This window comes from Bartonella sp. B12(2025) (genome assembly GCF_053795135.1).
In genome coordinates, this window is sequence record NZ_CP200031.1 from 847499 (window position 1) to 866409 (window position 18911).

General features: G+C 38.4%; 14 protein-coding genes. 6 read left to right on the top strand and 8 right to left on the bottom strand.

The genetic code is table 11. The annotated features are described in order from the left end of the window. The first annotated feature begins 28 nt into the window (after window positions 1-28). Entirely contained in the window at window positions 29-1243 is a 1215-nt protein-coding gene (locus V3564_RS03750) for an NADP-dependent isocitrate dehydrogenase (RefSeq protein ID WP_455480274.1), read from the top strand. Window positions 1244-1361: 118 nt separating this feature from the next. Continuing rightward, window positions 1362-2792: an MFS transporter gene (locus V3564_RS03755; RefSeq protein ID WP_455480275.1), complete on the top strand. Its 1431-nt coding sequence runs from the start codon at window positions 1362-1364 to the stop codon at window positions 2790-2792. Window positions 2793-2831: 39 nt separating this feature from the next. Here V3564_RS03755 and V3564_RS03760 read toward each other — a convergent pair whose 3' ends face one another. From V3564_RS03760 to ssb, 7 genes are all read right to left on the bottom strand, one after another. After that, window positions 2832-4040, bottom strand: coding sequence for an MFS transporter (locus V3564_RS03760; protein ID WP_455480276.1), 1209 nt, complete (start codon window positions 4038-4040; stop codon window positions 2832-2834). Between the two features lie 699 nt (window positions 4041-4739). After that, window positions 4740-5858 carry a tRNA guanosine(34) transglycosylase Tgt gene (gene tgt / locus V3564_RS03765; protein ID WP_455480277.1) on the bottom strand — a complete coding sequence of 373 codons (1119 nt, stop codon included), beginning with the start codon at window positions 5856-5858 and terminating at the stop codon, window positions 4740-4742. An 878-nt stretch (window positions 5859-6736) separates the two neighbouring features. Next, the gene (locus V3564_RS03770; RefSeq protein ID WP_455480278.1) at window positions 6737-7249 is read right to left on the bottom strand and encodes a peptidylprolyl isomerase; all 513 of its coding nucleotides are present in this window, start codon (window positions 7247-7249) and stop codon (window positions 6737-6739) included. An 18-nt stretch (window positions 7250-7267) separates the two neighbouring features. Beyond that, the gene (locus tag V3564_RS03775) at window positions 7268-7843 is read right to left on the bottom strand and encodes a peptidylprolyl isomerase (RefSeq protein ID WP_455480279.1); all 576 of its coding nucleotides are present in this window, start codon (window positions 7841-7843) and stop codon (window positions 7268-7270) included. Then, on the bottom strand, window positions 7833-8354 hold the full coding sequence (gene coaD / locus V3564_RS03780) for a pantetheine-phosphate adenylyltransferase (RefSeq protein ID WP_455480280.1): 522 nt from the start codon (window positions 8352-8354) through the stop codon (window positions 7833-7835). Before coaD ends, V3564_RS03775 begins: the two co-directional genes overlap by 11 nt. Before the next feature lie 21 nt (window positions 8355-8375). Then, a complete protein-coding gene (gene gyrA / locus V3564_RS03785; protein ID WP_455480281.1) occupies window positions 8376-11153 on the bottom strand; it encodes a DNA gyrase subunit A in 2778 nt (925 codons plus the stop codon). A gap of 229 nt (window positions 11154-11382) precedes the next feature. Beyond that, a complete protein-coding gene (ssb, locus tag V3564_RS03790; protein WP_455480282.1) occupies window positions 11383-11898 on the bottom strand; it encodes a single-stranded DNA-binding protein in 516 nt (171 codons plus the stop codon). Between the two features lie 319 nt (window positions 11899-12217). On the opposite strand from ssb, the gene uvrA reads away from it, so the two are divergent. The 4 genes from uvrA to V3564_RS03810 all read left to right on the top strand — a co-directional run bounded on the left by uvrA (window position 12218) and on the right by V3564_RS03810 (window position 17919). Continuing rightward, window positions 12218-15109 (top strand): excinuclease ABC subunit UvrA, encoded by a 2892-nt coding sequence (uvrA, locus tag V3564_RS03795; protein WP_455480283.1) that lies wholly within the window; start codon window positions 12218-12220, stop codon window positions 15107-15109. Between the two features lie 299 nt (window positions 15110-15408). Further along, entirely contained in the window at window positions 15409-15747 is a 339-nt protein-coding gene (locus V3564_RS03800; RefSeq protein ID WP_455480284.1) for a P-II family nitrogen regulator, read from the top strand. Window positions 15748-15806: 59 nt separating this feature from the next. Continuing rightward, window positions 15807-17216 (top strand): type I glutamate--ammonia ligase, encoded by a 1410-nt coding sequence (gene glnA, locus V3564_RS03805; RefSeq protein ID WP_455480285.1) that lies wholly within the window; start codon window positions 15807-15809, stop codon window positions 17214-17216. A 157-nt stretch (window positions 17217-17373) separates the two neighbouring features. Further along, window positions 17374-17919: a hypothetical protein gene (locus tag V3564_RS03810; RefSeq protein ID WP_455480286.1), complete on the top strand. Its 546-nt coding sequence runs from the start codon at window positions 17374-17376 to the stop codon at window positions 17917-17919. A 39-nt stretch (window positions 17920-17958) separates the two neighbouring features. Here the strand turns inward: V3564_RS03810 and V3564_RS03815 are convergent, their stop codons facing one another. Beyond that, entirely contained in the window at window positions 17959-18741 is a 783-nt protein-coding gene (locus V3564_RS03815; protein WP_455480287.1) for an ATP12 family chaperone protein, read from the bottom strand. Between the last annotated feature and the right edge of the window lie 170 nt (window positions 18742-18911).

An 18911-nucleotide genomic window follows, 5' to 3' on the forward strand; every position in this document is an offset into this window, starting at 1 on the left:
ACATCACTTAAATAAAAAAGGACTTCTAATGATAAAGATCAAAGTGGAAAACCCCGTTGTTGAAATCGATGGGGATGAAATGACTCGCATCATCTGGAAATATATCAAAGATAAATTAATCCATCCCTACCTCGATATTGATCTCAAATATTACGATCTTTCCATCGAAAATCGAGATGCAACTAATGATCAGGTAACAATTGATTCTGCCAATGCTATCAAAGAATATGGGGTTGGTATAAAATGTGCAACTATCACGCCTGATGAAGCACGCGTTAAAGAATTTAATCTCAAAAAAATGTGGAAATCACCTAATGGTACAATCCGCAATATTTTAGGGGGCGTCATTTTTCGTGAACCTATTATCTGCAAAAATGTTCCACGTCTCGTTCCTAATTGGACAAAGCCAATTATTATCGGACGCCATGCTTTTGGTGACCAATATAAGGCTACTGACTTTACATTTCCTAGCAAAGGCAAATTAAGTATTAAATTTGTTGGCGATGATAATCAAGTTATCGAACATGATGTTTTTGATGCCCCAAGCGCAGGGGTTGCCATGGCTATGTATAACCTTGATGAATCAATTCGTGATTTCGCCCGAGCATCTTTTAATTATGGACTACAACGAAATGTTCCAGTCTATCTTTCAACAAAAAATACCATTCTAAAAGTTTACGATGGCCGTTTTAAAGACATCTTTCAAGAAATATTTGACGCAGAATTTAAAGCTGAATTTGAAAACCGCAAATTATATTACGAACATCGCTTAATCGATGATATGGTTGCTTCTGCACTTAAATGGTCAGGTGGTTACGTGTGGGCCTGTAAAAACTATGATGGTGATGTTCAATCTGATATCGTTGCTCAAGGCTTTGGTTCCCTTGGTCTCATGACTTCTGTTCTCATGACACCAGACGGTAAAATTGTTGAGGCAGAAGCTGCGCATGGTACAGTAACGCGCCATTACCGTCAACATCAAAGAAATGAAGAAACATCAACAAATTCTATTGCATCTATCTTCGCATGGACACGTGGACTTGCACATCGTGCCAAACTGGATAAAAATGAAAAATTAAAAAACTTTGCCACAACGTTAGAAGAGGTTTGTATTAAAACCGTTGAAGAAGGTTTTATGACCAAAGACCTCGCTCTTTTGATTGGACCTAAACAAAGATGGCTTTCTACAACAGGTTTTCTCGATAAAATTGATGAAAATCTCAAAAAAGCAATGGGGAATTAAGCCATAACTTAATTAAATTCCAAAGCTCTGCGAAAGGAGAGCTTTGAATCTTCTCTTGGCAAATTCAAATAACTGCCTTATAAATAAAAGGGATCAACTCTTTCTAAATAGCAAAACAGTGGAAAAACAAAGCTTTTCTGCGCTTTTATTGGGTAAAAATGGTATTCGTTTTTTAACGTTTACAGGCGGTGTTATGTTACACGCCACCAACGTTTATATTGTTGTTACTATTTTGCCCTCTCTTATAAATGATATTGGCAGTGAACTATATTACTCTTGGGTAGCTACTATTTTCATTATAGCATCACTCCTTGGCACGTCACTTGCAACAAAAATATTAGGAAGAATCGGTCCTCGAAAAGCTTATGTTGTTTCTGGATTCATCTTTACCGTTGGAACCTTTATGTGCAGCATTGCTTCAACTATGCCGTTATTTTTAACAGGACGCTTTATTCAAGGATTTGGAAGTGGTTCTTTGCTATCCCTATCCTATTCTATGGTACGTATTATTTTCAGTCCACCTTTATGGTCACGTGCATTAAGTATTATCTCTGGAATGTGGGGAATATCAACCCTGTTGGGGCCAGCTATCGGCGGTATCTCTGTGCAATATGGCGTATGGAGAGCATCCTTTTGGGTAATTGGTACATTAGCAATAATCTTTTTACTTACAGCCCTTAAAGTTTTACCAAAAGAAAATGAAAATTATATTCCAACATCCCCACTCCCCCTCACACAACTCCTCACACTCATCTTATTGATTTTTATCATTTCTGCTGGGGGAGCTATGGATACTACTGTTGCAAAAATCTGCGGATTATTTATCGGATTAAGCCTTTTCCTTGTTCTAGCAAAGATTGAATCGTCTACACCCCATCCTATGTTACCGCGCAACTCCTTTTCCTTCTCTTCTGAGCTTTTTCCTATTTACGCATTGATACTCATTATGACTATAGTAGTGTATAGTATAGAGCTTTATTTTCCACTTTTCCTTCAAGAGATTCATGGACAAGCCCCACTTATTGCTGGCTATATGGCGGCGCTCATGAGCCTCGGTTGGACATGTGGTGCCCTATCAAGTGCCGGTGTACCCACAAAAAAAATTCGCAGTATCATCGTGTATTCTCCCATATTAAATCTGTTAGGCATAGGCATCCTTTTACGGTTTATTCCAACAGAAGTTTCCACATCTGGACACATTTTTATCATTTGCTTCGCATTATTTTCTATCGGGGTTAGTGCTGGCATAGCATGGCCGCATTTGTTAACACGAATCTTACAATGTGCAAACAATGAAGATGCTCTACGTGCTAGCGAATCTCTTACCTCTGTACAGCTATTTTCAGCCGCGTTAAGCGCAACACTTGCAGGAATAATCACCAATTTTGCTGGCCTCTTTAATCCTGGAGGAACAGCAGGAATAATTTTAGCAGCCAAAACTCTTCTTGCAGCACTCATCAGTCTGTTGTTTTTTCTTGGTATTCCATTTGCTCTACGCGTTTCCTACAGCATATTTAAAAACCCAACAGGACAATCAAATACTAAATAAACGAAAAAATATTTTTTCTCTCAATAGTGAAAAGAGATGTTAATCATGCTTTTCCGCATACCATAAGAAGCAAAAAAGCAGTAATCCACACAAAGTTAAAACACCCCCAAGAATAGCAGTATATTCATAACTATAGCCCAAGTTCAAAACCCACGCTCCAGATTCTGCTCCAAGAGCGTTGGCGATATTAAAAGCAGATTGCATTAACGCTCCCGCCAAAATCTGTCCATGTAGAACCACATCCATGATTTTTGTTTGTATAGAAGGCATAGCTGCAAAAGAAGTACCAACAAAAAAGCACCCCAATGCCGCTGTTAACGGAGCATGGGATAAAAAGAAAAAAAGAAAAAAAACAAATGTACTCCAAAGCATAGAGAAAAATATCATTGGCGAACTACCAACTTTAACTGCAAATTTAGGACCCAAAAGATTACCTGCTACCATCCCCAATCCAACTAATGGCATAATAAATGGCACCCAATCAAGCGAAACACCAGAAATATGCATTAATGTTGACTTAATATAAGTGAAAACAGAAAATAATCCTGACGCCCCAACAGAAACCATCGCCAAGAGAAACCACACCTTCTTTTGCTTTAATGCACTCAGTTCGCGTAGAGGACTTGTTTTGGGAGTATTTAATCCAGAAGGAAAAAACTTCCAAATAAGAAAACAACACAATAAAGCAATAGCACCTACAAGAATAAAAGCAATCTGCCAACCAACAAGCTGACCAACCCAGGTTGCACTTGGTGCTCCCAAAACAGTTGCAATTGTTAAACCAAGCATAACATATCCAACAGCCTTGGAACGTTCATTCATCTCCACCATTGAAGCTGCAACTATAGTGGCAAGTCCGAAATAGATGCCATGTGGAAAACCACTGATAAACCGCAACGCTACTAATATACTAAAATCAGAAAAAAGGGCACTAGCAATATTTGCCACTGCATAAAAAAACATCAATCCTATCAGGACAGTTTTACGTGAAAACTTAGCTGTTGCAACAGCTAAAAGAGGTGCTCCAATCACAACGCCTAACGCATAAGCAGAAATATATTGACCAGCTTTAGGAATATCAACATATGAGCTTCGTGCCATCTCCGGTTGTAAACCCATTGCAACAAACTCTGCCGTACCAATAGAAAAACTTCCCACTGCAAGAGCTAAAATTGCCAAACGTCGTGTTCTAAAATCAACTTTTGATGCAAAAACATTTTTTTTATGAGAATTCCTTATTATCATCATTTCTATATAGTGACACTTTAATCATAAATATCTGCAATATGGCATAAATGAACTCAGAATCCGTTTATATCTATGCTTAATACTTCCCAGTAAAACATTAAAAACATTCTCAACAACGAAAAAACAATACATTTACTCTGCTTTTGCAGTGACATAATAGAATGTTCAATATATCAATAGAATTTGTTTTTTTAAACTGCATTGCAGCTATGGTATTGTGTTACTCAAATGGAACTTCAGTTATCAAGATATTGTTGCCAACGAAAATAAATTCAGCTCTTCAAAATATTAACCATTTGCATTTTTCAAATCTTCAATTCAGACAAAGTCACCTTCACATCTACTCCTAAATGAGACATCTTTTGTTAAGACTGCATTATTTAACGGTAAAAAATATAAAGCACTTTATAAAAATGCAATTTTCATACTTCTTTAAGGGTTCGCTAACTCCTCATTAATATTGTTGATCTAAACAGTCATCAGAAACAGAAACAAACTGTTTTTCTCCGGATCAGGTAGTGCGTACCGGAGTAATAGTTTCTGTCTGCTATTAATAGAAGAAAAAATATATACTGATAAAACTGTGCATTCAGCTTTTAGATTTGAAAAGCACTTCTAACTTCATTTTTAGAAAAAACTCTTGATGTAAAATAAATTGAGCAGCATGAAAAAGGCAGGTGCCATAATTACGATCCACACTTAGCGTCCTTTCATCCATAAAGCACGTGTTTCAGCACAAAAATCAGCATAACGTCCTTCTTCAATCGCATCACGAATTTCTTGCATAAGATTCTGATAATAAAAAAGATTATTCCAAGTCAACAACATAGCACCAAGAGTTTCACCGGATTTAATCAAATGATGCAAATATGCACAACTATAATCATATGCAGCAGGACAAAGAGACTGCGAATCAAGAGGATATGGATCCTCTGCATAACGCGCATTGCGCAAATTAATTTTACCAAAGCGTGTGAAAGCTAAACCATGACGTCCCGCACGTGTCGGCATAACACAGTCAAACATATCAATACCACGAGAAACACTTTGTAAAATATCATCAGGTGTTCCCACCCCCATGAGATAGCGTGGCTTATCCTCTGGCAAAATCAGACAAGTAGCATCCAATACAGCTTCCATAACACTCTGTGGTTCACCAACAGCAAGACCTCCAATAGCATAGCCTTTCAAGTCCATCTCTTTTAATGCTTGAGCAGAACGTTCACGCAGTTTCATATTATCACCGCCTTGAACAATACCAAACAGTGCTTTGTCTGGCTGATCACCAAAAGTTTCTTTACAACGCTGCGCCCACCGCAATGAAAGTTCCATAGCAGCTTCTATTTCTTTTTCACTTGCAGGTAATGCAATACATTGATCCAACTGCATCTGGATATCCGCATTAAGAAGCCCTTGAATTTCGATAGAACGCTCTGGACTCATTTCATAGTACGCTCCATTAATGTAGGAGCGAAAAAGCACGCCTTGCTCCGTAATTTTACGAATCCTCGCAAGAGACATAACTTGAAATCCACCAGAATCCGTTAAAATAGGACCGGACCAACGTACAAATTTATGTAAGCCTCCTAGGCGCGCAACACGCTCAGCTCCTGGTCGCAACATTAAATGATAAGTATTCCCCAAAATGATATCTGTCCCAAGAGCGCGTAGCTGATCCATATACATAGCTTTAACGGTACCTGCCGTCCCAACTGGCATAAATGCAGGTGTGCGAATGCACCCACGTCCCGTTATAATTTCGCCCCGCCGCGCATATCCATCTTGAGAAATTTTTCTATAGTGAAATGTTTTTATCATCACTCTCATCTTTTTGGTTTCATAAATTCATATTGCCATAAAGAGAATAGGTACTACACCTTTCTTTATAGCATCATCATAAGCTTTATGAATTTGACCCTCGCTTTGCTAAACACTGTATGACCAATAAAAATGAAATGAGGTAAATGAATGTTTATTATCAAGCAATTATTACAATAAAACCAATATTCTAAGTTCATAAAAATATCAGCGGTATCTGACAACACAATACCTTAAAATACCCGCGCCCATTTACCACAGTGTTAGATAACTGTAAGGGCTGGTATTTCAACAACAATGATTTTATTTTCGCATGCTTTTATTATAAAAAGTACCTAAGCAAATGTGATATTGATAAAAGAAATTCCTGAATATATTACAGTCACAGACATACTTCATTTTACAGATAGAAGACTTTTACATTTGTACATAAAGTATACAGTTTTAAAAGTTGTCTAATAATTTCTTAATCAAATAAAGATTGCTAATCTGACGTCTTTGTTACATTTTTTCACAAGCAAAAAGAGCTTTGTAATTTTTATTTTAAACTTTGATCACACATCGGAAAAATATGCGGCAAAATATATACAAAATCGCACATAATAGAAAAAACTAACACCAATGAAAGGCCTGATTACGATACCCAAATAATCTCTATAGTTTTCAAATTAACACGTGGTCTTGATCGCCAAACTTTTAAAATGGAATATGACGAAAAAATCTTATGACATTTTTATTTAAACAAGCTGGCCTTAATCTGATCTATGCACTTAATAACTAAAATACAAAAATTTTATTTGCACAAAATATAAAATCCAGACCAGCTTTAATAAAACTTAAAACAGCTGTAACAAGCAATTACCCTTTAATGTTTTATACTATTTTATATCTGCAGCAATTGTAGCCTTAGTAATTACATCAGGATCTAAAACAGGCTCACCGCGCTTAATTTGATCAACGTTTTCCATACCTTCAATGACCTGCCCCCATATGGAATATTGACGGTTAAGCCAAGGAGCATCTGCAAAACAGATAAAAAACTGCGAATTAGCGGAATTTGGGTTCTGACTGCGTGCCATAGAAACTGTACCACGTTTATGAGAAAGATTCGAAAATTCTGCTGTCAAATCAGGTTTATTTGACCCTCCCATGCCAGCACGTGATAAATTGAATTTTTCGCCATCCTTTTTTCCAAATTGAACATCACCAGTTTGAGCCATAAAGCCATCAATAACACGATGAAAAACAACATTATCATAAGCGCCTTCACGCACAAGCTCTTTAACACGCGCAACATGACTAGGGGCTAAATCAGCAAGAAGCTTAATAACAACTCTGCCCTTTGATGTCTCAAGAATTAATGTATTCTCTAAATCTTTAATCTCAGCCATATTGCTAACTCCTTTATCTCATCTATTATCTTGTAAAGTGACAGCATTAATAATATCAGGATCCGTTACAGATCCATTGTTACTTGCAGTGCCTTTTTTAATTTTATCAACAATATCCATTCCCTTTATGACCTCTCCGACAACAGTATACTGGCCGTTTAAAAAAGCAGCATCATCAAAACAAATAAAAAATTGAGAATTAGCGGAATTTGGATCTTGTGAACGTGCCATCCCAACAGTGCCACGCTTAAATGGCTGCTTTGAAAATTCCGCAGGTATATTGGGATAATGAGAACCACCTGTACCAACGCGTTTAAGATCAAAATCTACACTCCCCTTTCTTCCAAACTTTACATCACCAGTCTGTGCCATAAAGCCAGGAATAACGCGGTGAAATACAACATTTTTATAAGCACCTTCCTCTGCTAATTTTTTAATTTGAGCAACATGTTTGGGAGCTAAATCAGGACGTAAACGAATAATCACATCACCATTTTTTAGAGATAAAACAAGAATGTTAGAATCACTTGCTAAAGCGCTAAATGAAAAAAAGAAAAACACACATAGCAAAAGGGAAAAAATTCTAAGACACACAACCGTTCTCTCCTGAAGACTGAAATTTCAAGCGCAAAGCTCGAGCAACATTCGGAGGCACGAAGGGTGCAACATCACCTCCCATAGAAGCAATCTGACGCACCAATGTGGAAGTTATTGCACGCCCAGAAACGCTCGCTGGCAAAAAGACAGTTTGCAATTCAGGTGCCATAATTCTATTCATCCCTGCCATCTGCATCTCATAATCCAGATCTGTACCGTCACGTAATCCACGAATAAGAAATGAAGCACCAATTTCACGAGCCTTATCAATCAAAAGGGTATCAAATGAAATAACCTGCAATCGATCAGAGCCTATGCTTAACAAATTTTTTCCCACGTTTGTAATTAAATTAACACGCTCTTCAAAACTAAAGAGTGTTTTTTTTCCAGCGTGTATACCTATAGCCACAACCAGTTTGTCGGCCAACATTAAACTACCCTTTAAAACATCAAGATGACCGTTTGTAAGAGGATCAAAAGAACCCGCATAAAGAGCAACTTTTACCATTTTATCGCGCTACCACTAGAATTACTTCTCTTCACTAAAATCAACCGTATCAGAATGTTCTTCACCTTCATCGTTTTGGCCATCATCATCTTCAGATTCAGAAATACGCTCAACCGATACGACTTTTTCACCTTCAGCTGTATTGAAAATTGTCACCCCCTTAGTCGAACGACCGGCTATACGAATACCATCAACAGGAACGCGAATAAGCTGCCCTCCATCTGACACCAACATAATCTGATCTTGTGCCTTCACCGGAAAAGCTGCCACTAATTTACCAATTTCAGTTGTCTTAGACGGATCTGTTGCGCGAATCCCTTTCCCACCACGTCCCGAAATCCGGAATTCATATGAGGAAGATCGTTTTCCATAACCAAACTCACTAACTGTTAAAAGCATTTGTTCGCGAGCATTAAGTTCTGCATAGCGCTCATCTGTTAACTCTGTTTCAGCTCCCCCATCTTCTTCATCAAGAGTTACAATATCTTCAGTATCTGAACCAACTGTACGCCGTTCATTAATCATACGTTTGACGTAAGCAGAACGTTCAACTGACGTAGCTTCCACATGCTCTAAGATAGTCATCGAAATGACCTTATCACCGTTAGCCAAATTGATACCACGTACCCCCACCGAATTACGCCCTGCAAAAACACGAACTTCAACAACTGGAAACCGAATACATTGCCCATTAGCTGTTGTTAGAACAACATCATCATGCTCTGTGCAAGTTTCAACAGAAAGAATTTCATCTCCTTCTTCATCAAGTTTCATTGCAATCTTGCCGCTACGATTAACCTGAACAAAATCTGATAATTTATTACGACGTACAGTTCCGCGAGTCGTCACGAACATAAGATCCAATGCACTCCAACTCGCTTCATCCCCTGGTAAGGGCATAATAGTTGTTATACGCTCACCTTGCTGCAAGGGCAGCATATTGATCAAAGCTCGCCCTCGCGATTGCGGCGTACCGATAGGCAAACGCCAAACTTTTTCCTTGTAAACAATCCCACGCGACGAAAAGAAAAGAACCGGCGTGTGCGTATTAACCACAAATAATCGAGTTACGAAATCCTCATCCTTCGTGGACATACCAGAACGCCCCTTACCACCGCGGCGCTGCGCACGGTATGTCTTGAGAGGTACGCGTTTAATATAGCCGCTATGACTAACCGTTACCACCATATCTTCCGGCGCAATCAGATCTTCGCTCTCCATATCAGCGCTACCAAAACCAAATACGGTACGTCGGGGGCTCGAAAACTCCTCACGAAGGGCTTTTAACTCATCCTTAACGATACCCATGATACGTGAACGCGATGCCAAAATACGAAGATAATCGGTAATATCCACCCCAATTTTATTCAATTCATCAGCAATTTCATCACGCCCAAGCGCCGTCAACCTTTGTAAACGCAATTCCAAAATAGCGCGCGCCTGTTCTTCAGATAAATTATAAGTACTATCCTCATGAATAATATGACGGGGATCATCAATAAGTTTAATCAAAGGTGCCACATCAGCAGCCGGCCAACACCGTCCCATTAATTGTGCACGTGCTGTCTGTGGATCAGGAGCTTTGCGAATGAGCGCTATAATTTCATCAATATTGGCAACAGCAATAGCAAGACCAACTAAAACGTGTGCACGCTCACGCGCTTTACGCAAAAGATATTTTGTTCGCCGACTTACAACCTCTTCTCGAAAAGAAATAAATGCACGCAGCATATCAAGCAACGTCATCTGTTCAGGTTTTCCCCCGGTCAAAGCAACCATATTACAACCAAAGGAAGTTTGCAGCGGCGTATAACGATACAATTGATTCAGAACGACTTCCGCGACAACATCTTTCTTAAGCTCAATAACGACGCGATATCCATCACGATCAGATTCGTCACGCAAATCAGATATTCCTTCGATACGTTTATCGCGTACCAATTCGGCCATTTTCTCAATCATCGTTGCTTTATTAACTTGATAAGGTATTTCACTCACAATGATTGCCTGTCGACCACTGCGAATTTCTTCAATATCAACCTTAGCACGCATAGTAATTGAACCACGCCCTGTTTCATAAGCCGAACGAACACCGGAATGGCCAAGAATAATACCACCGGTGGGGAAATCAGGGCCAGGAATGATTTCAATTATCTTATCAAGCGTTATATCGGGATTATCAATCAAAGCGATACAACCATCAACAACTTCACCAAGATTATGAGGAGGAATATTAGTTGCCATTCCCACAGCAATACCACCTGACCCGTTGACCAAAAGATTAGGAAAACGTGCTGGTAAAACTACCGGCTCACGCTCACGCCCATCATAATTATCCTGAAAATCAACAGTATCTTTATCAATATCGGCTAAAAGCTCTTCCGAAACTTTTTCTAAACGACATTCTGTATAGCGCATTGCCGCAGGCGGATCACCATCAACAGAACCAAAATTTCCTTGACCATCAATCAACGGATTTCTCAAAGAAAAATCCTGCGCCATACGCACCAACGCATCGTAAATTGAAGCATCACCATGGGGATGGAATTTTCCCATAACCTCACCAACAACGCCTGCAGATTTACGATAAGACTTATTAAAAGAAAGTCCCATTTCATTCATAGCATGAAGAATACGCCGATGAACCGGTTTAAGACCATCACGTACATCTGGAAGTGCACGCGAAACAATCACGCTCATCGCATAATCGAGATATGAACGTTGCATTTCATCAATAATACTGATTGGTTCAATACCGGTCAGCACATCACGTTCTGGTAGTGGAGTAAGATCGGTCACAGCTTCAAGACTTTCAAAAAAGAATCACTTCATTTTGTTATATCGAAAAATACAAAAAAATGCCAACTTCTCTCCCACGACAGAAAAGAAATTTAACAATAATTTTCAACATGTTATTTATTTACATTAGAAATCACATATAAAATGAACAGGATCCACTTTGCTAAACTTTAAAAAAACTGAAACAAATAACCCTAAAAGTAATAATAATACTGCACCTTGAAAACTGTTAAAAAGGTACATCATCATCTAATTTGTGTGAAAAGCTTTCTTCCGATTGGCTGTTATTTTGACCAAAAGCATTTCTCTTATTTGAGCTATCACCAAAACCACTGCTGACATATCCGCCGCCCGCCTGATTTACTCCTTGCATTTGTTCCCCGCCAGCTACTCCACGTCCATCAAGCATTTGTAATTCACCACGGTATTTTTGCAAAACAACCTCTGTTGTATAACGGTCATTACCATTTTGATCTTGCCATTTTCGCGTCTGTAACTGACCTTCAATGTAGATTTTGCTGCCTTTTTTTAAATACTGCTCTACAATTTTGACAAGGTTTTCGTTAAAAATAACGATATTATGCCACTCCGTGCGCTCTTTCCGCTCATTTGTATTACGATCACGCCAACTTTCTGAAGTAGCAATACGCAGATTTGCTACTTGATCACCAGAATTCAAACGGCGGATTTCAGGATCCGCACCAAGATTACCAATCAAAATAACTTTATTAAGGCTACCAGCCATCACATAAACTCCAAAATCTTAATTTGTGAAACAATCCTTGTTGTATAGCGGCCATTACTACTTTCACATCTACAATTGCCCTTCAATGTAGATTTTTCTATCCTTTCTAAAATATCGTATTGTGTAATTATAACAAAAGATGATAACAACGCATAGTTTATTCCATGCTCACAGAATAAAAAGCTGCTCTCTATATTTTTTTCCACAGAACTTACATTTTTTTACCCCGTTAAAGCAATTAAATACGTTGTAATTCTAAAAAACCATTTTACTCTATTTTAGATGCTCAATTTTTGTCACATATGGCTAAGGATAAAATATGACTCATCAAAAATACATCTCCATTCGCGGTGCACGTGAGCATAACCTTAAAAATATTGATCTCAATCTCCCTCGTGACAAACTGATCGTTATCACGGGTCTTTCTGGATCAGGTAAATCATCCCTAGCTTTTGATACAATTTATGCCGAAGGCCAACGCCGCTATGTTGAAAGTCTTTCTGCCTATGCACGCCAATTTCTGGAAGTGATGCAGAAACCAAACGTCGACCGCATAGATGGTCTTTCTCCAGCCATCTCCATTGAACAAAAAACAACAAGCCGTAACCCTCGCTCAACGGTAGGCACTATCACAGAAATCCACGACTATATGCGCCTTCTCTTTGCGCGTATTGGTGTTCCTCATTCCCCTGTGACAGGACTTCCTATTGAAAGTCAGACGGTAAGCCAAATGGTTGATCAAATTATGGCCTTACCAGAAGGTACGCGAATTTTTATTATGGCTCCCTTGGTACGAGGCCGAAAGGGAGAATATAAAAAAGAGCTAACAGAGCTTTTAAAAAAAGGATTTCAGCGCGCTAAAGTTGATGGCAAATTCTATGAAATCCCTGATATCCCTCCTCTTGATAAAAAATATAAACATGACATAGATGTAGTGGTGGATCGCATTGTTATACGGAATGACATTGCCTCTCGCTTAGCGGACAGTATAGAAACCTGTTTACAGCTAGCAAATGGAATTGCAGTTGCTGAAATAGCAGAGCAACCTTTGGCACAAAAAGAAACCACAGGGAAATTCATCAATAAATCAAAAAATGAAACGCACAAACAGCTTATCTTTTCAGAAAAGTTTTCTTGCCCCATATCTGGATTTTCTATTCCTGAAATTGAGCCACGGCTATTTTCATTCAATAATCCTTTTGGCGCCTGTCCTCTTTGTGACGGGCTTGGCATCAAAAAGACAATGGATCCGATGAAAATTGTGCCAAATAAAAATCTGACCTTAGAGGATGGAGCAATTGAGCCTTGGTCTAGATCATCTTCATCCTACTATAGCCAAACCTTAGAAGCATTAGGCAAAACTTACGGATTTAAACTTACGGATAAATGGTGTGCACTCTCAGATGAAGCACAACATGCTATTCTTTATGGTACAAAAAGAAAAGAAATCTCTTTTATTTATAAAAATGATTCAAGTTTGCATAAAACGACTCAACACTTTGAAGGAATCATCCCCAATATGGAACGACGATGGAAAGAGACAGATTCTACATGGTCACGTGAAGAAATCGAGCGTTATATGTCTTCTTTCCCCTGTCCAGCTTGTCACGGTTATCGTTTAAAACCAGAAGCACTTGCGGTTAAAATCCACGGAATGCATATTGGACAAATATCAGAACTTTCTATCCTAAAAGCAGATGAGTGGTTTGCTAATATTCATAAATACCTCACTGAAAAACAACGTAATATTGCAGTACGTATTTTAAAAGAAATTCGTGACCGCTTAGCTTTTTTAAATCATGTAGGGCTCGAATATCTTACCTTATCGCGAAGCTCAGGCACTCTTTCAGGTGGAGAAAGTCAACGCATTCGATTAGCATCCCAGATTGGTTCTGGCCTTACAGGTGTCCTTTATATTTTAGATGAACCATCCATCGGTTTACACCAACGCGATAATGAACGTCTTCTTGAAATGCTGCGCCATCTGCGTGATCTTGGCAATACAGTTATTGTTGTTGAACATGATGAAGATGCCATTCTTACTGCAGACCATGTGGTTGATATGGGTCCTGCCGCAGGCGTTCATGGTGGAAAAATAATAGCGCAAGGCACACCGCAGGAAATTATGGAAAATCCATCCTCTCTCACAGGCCAATACCTTTCAGGAAAAATGGCTGTTAGAGTGCCTACTCAACGACGCAAAATATCAAAATCGAAAATACTTAAAGTCATTGGAGCTCGTGGAAATAACCTTAAAAATATCAGTGCTAATATTCCTCTTGGAACTTTCACGTGCATAACTGGCGTTTCAGGTGGAGGAAAATCAACATTTCTTATTGAAACTCTTTTCAAAGCTGCATCACATCATATCATGGGGAGTCATCACAGTCCCGCACTCTACGACAAAATTGAAGGATTAGAACTTCTCGATAAGGTTATTGATATCAATCAATCACCTATTGGACGCACTCCACGCTCTAATCCAGCAACCTATACAGGCGCGTTTACCCCAATCCGTGAGTGGTTTGCCGAACTCCCAGAGTCAAGGGCTCGTGGTTATCAAGCAGGACGTTTTTCATTTAATGTAAAAGGAGGACGCTGCGAAGCATGTCAAGGCGATGGGGTTATCAAAATTGAAATGCACTTTTTACCTGATGTTTATGTTACTTGCGATATCTGCCAAGGAAAGCGCTATAATCGTGAAACCTTAGAAGTAAAATTCAAAGACAAGTCCATCGCCGATATTTTAGATATGACAATTGAAAAAGCTGAGGATTTTTTTCAAGCTGTTCCCACTATTCATAACAAAATGAAAACCCTCATTAAAGTTGGTCTCGGCTATATTAAAGTAGGACAGCAAGCCACAACGCTTTCTGGTGGTGAAGCCCAGCGTGTGAAACTTGCTAAAGAACTTTCACGCAAAACAACGGGTCGTACACTCTACATTTTGGACGAACCAACAACAGGTCTGCATTTCCATGATATTTCTAAACTCCTTGAAGTGCTGCATGAACTTGTCGAGCAAGGTAATACAGTCGCAGTTATTGAGCATAATCTTGAAGTGATAAAAACAGCTGACTGGATTATTGACTTAGGGCCTGAAGGTGGAGAACGTGGCGGTGAGGTCGTTGCAGTTGGGCGTCCTGAAGATATTATTAATGTTTCCACTTCCTATACGGGAAAATTTCTTAAAGAAATTCTGCTGCGTTAACTTTTGTATAATTCCAATTTTTAAAGCAGCTTTTATTATAAAATACAATGTGATACAATAGGGAAAAAGAGACTCAAATATCTCTTATTATATCATTTTTATTCTTTATAAGCCTTTTAGACTTTTCTCAAAGAACAACAGCACCTCACTTTATACGACAAGATAAACTTTCTAAAAATAATATCTAGTTACATAATTTTTGATTTTTTGTGCACAAACTGCCTGTTGGACATCTCACAGTTGTCAATATAACGTGATGCAGTCTAAAAAGACAAAATAACGTTGGAGATAATCTCAGCATGAAAAAGATTGAAGCCATTATAAAACCTTTCAAACTTGATGAAGTGAAAGAAGCGCTTCAAAAAATTGGTTTACATGCTATTACAGTAACAGAAGCGAAAGGTTTTGGTCGTCAAAAAGAACATACAGAACTTTATCGAGGCGCTAAATATGTTGTTGATTTTCTACCTAAAGTAAAGATTGAAATTGTTGTTGCTGATGAAAAGCTGAAACAAACCGTTGACGCAATACGTAAAGCAGCTCACACAAAACATATTGGAGATGGGAAAATATTTGTTTTTTCCATTGATGATGCCATTCATATCGGCACTGGCGAATCCGGAAGCGATGCTCTTTAACAGATAATGACAAAACTTTTCACCTTTTATCTATCTCAGTCCCAATAAGGAAATTGAATATGACAACCGCATCAGATATTATCAAACAGATTGCAGATAACGAAATCCGTTTTGTCGATTTACGTTTTACCGATCCGCGAGGAAAGTTGCATCACATCACAATGGATATCGCAGAAATCAGCGAAAATATATTTAGTGATGGTGTGATGTTTGATGGTTCTTCAATTTCTGGATGGAAAACAATTAATGAATCTGACATGGTTTTAATGCCAGATCCAGAAACAGCACATATCGATCCTTTTTTTGCTCAATCTACTTTGGTCATATTTTGTGATGTACTCGACCCTGTTTCTGGAGAGTTTTATCGTAGAGATCCTCGTTCTATCGCCAAGAGAGCTGAAGTTTATATGAAATCTTTAGGAATCGGAGATACAATCAATGTAGGTCCAGAAGCGGAATTTTTTATCTTTGATGATGTACGCTATAAAACTGATCCTTACAACACAGGATTCAAACTCGATTCAAGTGAACTTCCATCCAATGATGATACAGAATATGAGATGGGTAATCTCGGTCATCGCCCACGAATGAAGGGAGGATACCTTCCTGTTCCTCCTATTGATTCCTGCCAAGATATGCGCTCTGAAATGCTCACAGCACTTAAAGATATGGGCGTCCAAGTTGAGAAGCATCACCACGAAGTGGCTGCAAGCCAGCATGAATTGGGTATTCGCTTTGATACTCTCGTTCGCGAAGCTGATAAAATGCAAATTTTTAAATATGTCGTACATCAAATAGCAAACAGCTATGGAAAAACAGCAACTTTTATGCCAAAACCGATTTTTGGTGATAATGGCTCAGGCATGCATGTTCACATATCCATTTGGAAAGATGGGAAACCAATTTTTGCGGGAAATGAATATGCTGGACTATCAGAAACCTGCTTATTCTTTATTGGTGGTGTCATTAAGCACGCAAAAGCAATCAACGCCTTTACCAATCCATCCACAAACTCTTATAAGCGTTTAGTACCTGGTTATGAAGCTCCTGTTCTTCTTGCTTATTCTGCACGCAATCGTTCTGCATCTTGCCGTATTCCAATGAGTTCTTCGCCAAATTCAAAACGCGTAGAAGTGCGTTTCCCAGACCCAACAGCAAACCCCTATTTGGCATTTGCAGCACTCTTAATGGCTGGTCTTGATGGCATCAAAAATAAAATTCACCCTGGACATGCTATGGATAAAGACCTTTATGATCTTCCCTTAAAAGAGCTCAAAGAAATCCCCACAGTTTCAGGAAGTCTGCGCGAAGCGCTTGAAGCGCTTGATAAAGATCGTAGCTTTCTTAAAGCTGGCGATGTTTTTGATGATGATCAGATTAACTCTTTCATTCAAGTAAAAATGCAAGAAGTTTTACGCTATGAAACAACTCCCCATCCTGTAGAATTTGATATGTACTATTCTGTTTAAAGAATAATAAGCCATTCTTTTTTATTTAAAAATGGAGGTTAAAACCTCCATTTTTTTAGGTATTTTTCCCACAAAAGAGTACAAATGACTTTTTGCCAATGTACTTTTCCTGTATAAGTCTCTTTCAATCCATTCAAATCAATTATCAAGGTTTCCAATGCTGCGAATTCATCCCTTCTTCCCCATTCTTTTATGCATTGCCTTTATTATATCAATAGCTCAAGCTCATACAGTTACAAATCAAAAACTTATAGCACTTGAAAAAGCAGCATTTGCCTACAGCAAAGCGATTAAAAATGCCGATGTAAATGCCATCTTAAATGCTATCCCTCCCCAAATTATTAACAACTTAACTGCCAAAAAAAATCTCAGTAAATCACAATTCCAACAAATCATGAAAAGCCAAATAGAGCGGTTGACGGAAAGTTATAAAATTGAGAGTATCCACATAGACCAAAAACAAAAACGTGAAGGCAAATTTGATAATGGTGTCCCTTATTTTGTTATGCCTGTAGAGTTTATAACCACAACCAATACTGGGGAAAAGTGCTCTATTCAAACTGAGGTTATTGCTCTTCTTTACAATAACCAATGGTATTTTATCCATGGTAATGACGAAGCAATCTTACACATAAGCAATGAAGCATTTCCTGGACTTGAAAAAATAAAAATCAATCCCCAGAAAATCAAAAAAATATCATAATTTGGAAAAAGGGCGCGTTGAATAAAAGAAAATTTGGCTTTACAAAAAAATTGTAGTGATTATAGCAGCAGCATTAAATTCAGCTTTCTTACGAGCACGGTGTTCCGTTGCTTCTTCATCAGCCCCCCATTGTTCTATTATCCAATCTTCATCTAAATGAGCAATATCCCAAGCATGATCTGCATCAAATTTCCCTGCAGCAACAGCGAGGGCGATAAGAGCTGATCCTGTTAAGGTTGTCATTGTATGAAGTGCAGCAAGCATATAAGGAGATTCAACTTTACGTAAATAATTGCTTACCGCTTGAATAGCTTCCCCTGATTGTTCAACATACATAAGCCCTTCTGTTAAATGAAATCGTGCGCCAAGTTTTTCCTCTGCCCAATCCAATAAAGGATCCCACAGTTCACATTGTCGCTGTACCAACTCTTTTGGTCTTTGTGCACGATAAAAGATCATATCGCATGCCACAAAACGCAATAAATCTTCAAAAATAACCTGCACATTATCAGCTATGCCGTCAATAACGGTGTTAACAAGGCGCATAATCGGCATTTTTGCTGGATCAATAACCTCTTTTTGGCTCTCAAATTCCTGCGCTACTAATGCAGCAAACACTTCTGTTGGCACAAGAAAATGGCGCTTTGCCGGCGTTTTAACTGGGCACCCATCCAATAATACAGAAAATCCCCCCTCCTCACTGGAAATCTTCACTTCCCTATAAAATCTTTTTGGTAACGGCTGGTATGAAAGATTTTGAGTCTTCTGGACAGAGCTATTTTCATTCAATGGCATATCAAAATAATCCAAAATTTCGTGCATATTGTTTTACCTCTTACATTTTAAATAAATTTATAGTTTTTCTAAGTTCTGTACACCTTAATAAGATTTAGAATAAAAAGTGGAGAGGCAGTAACATTACTTTAGTAAAGAACAAAAACGTTAACTAGGAAAAGTCTTACATCAATAGTAGGAATTGATAAAGGATTTCC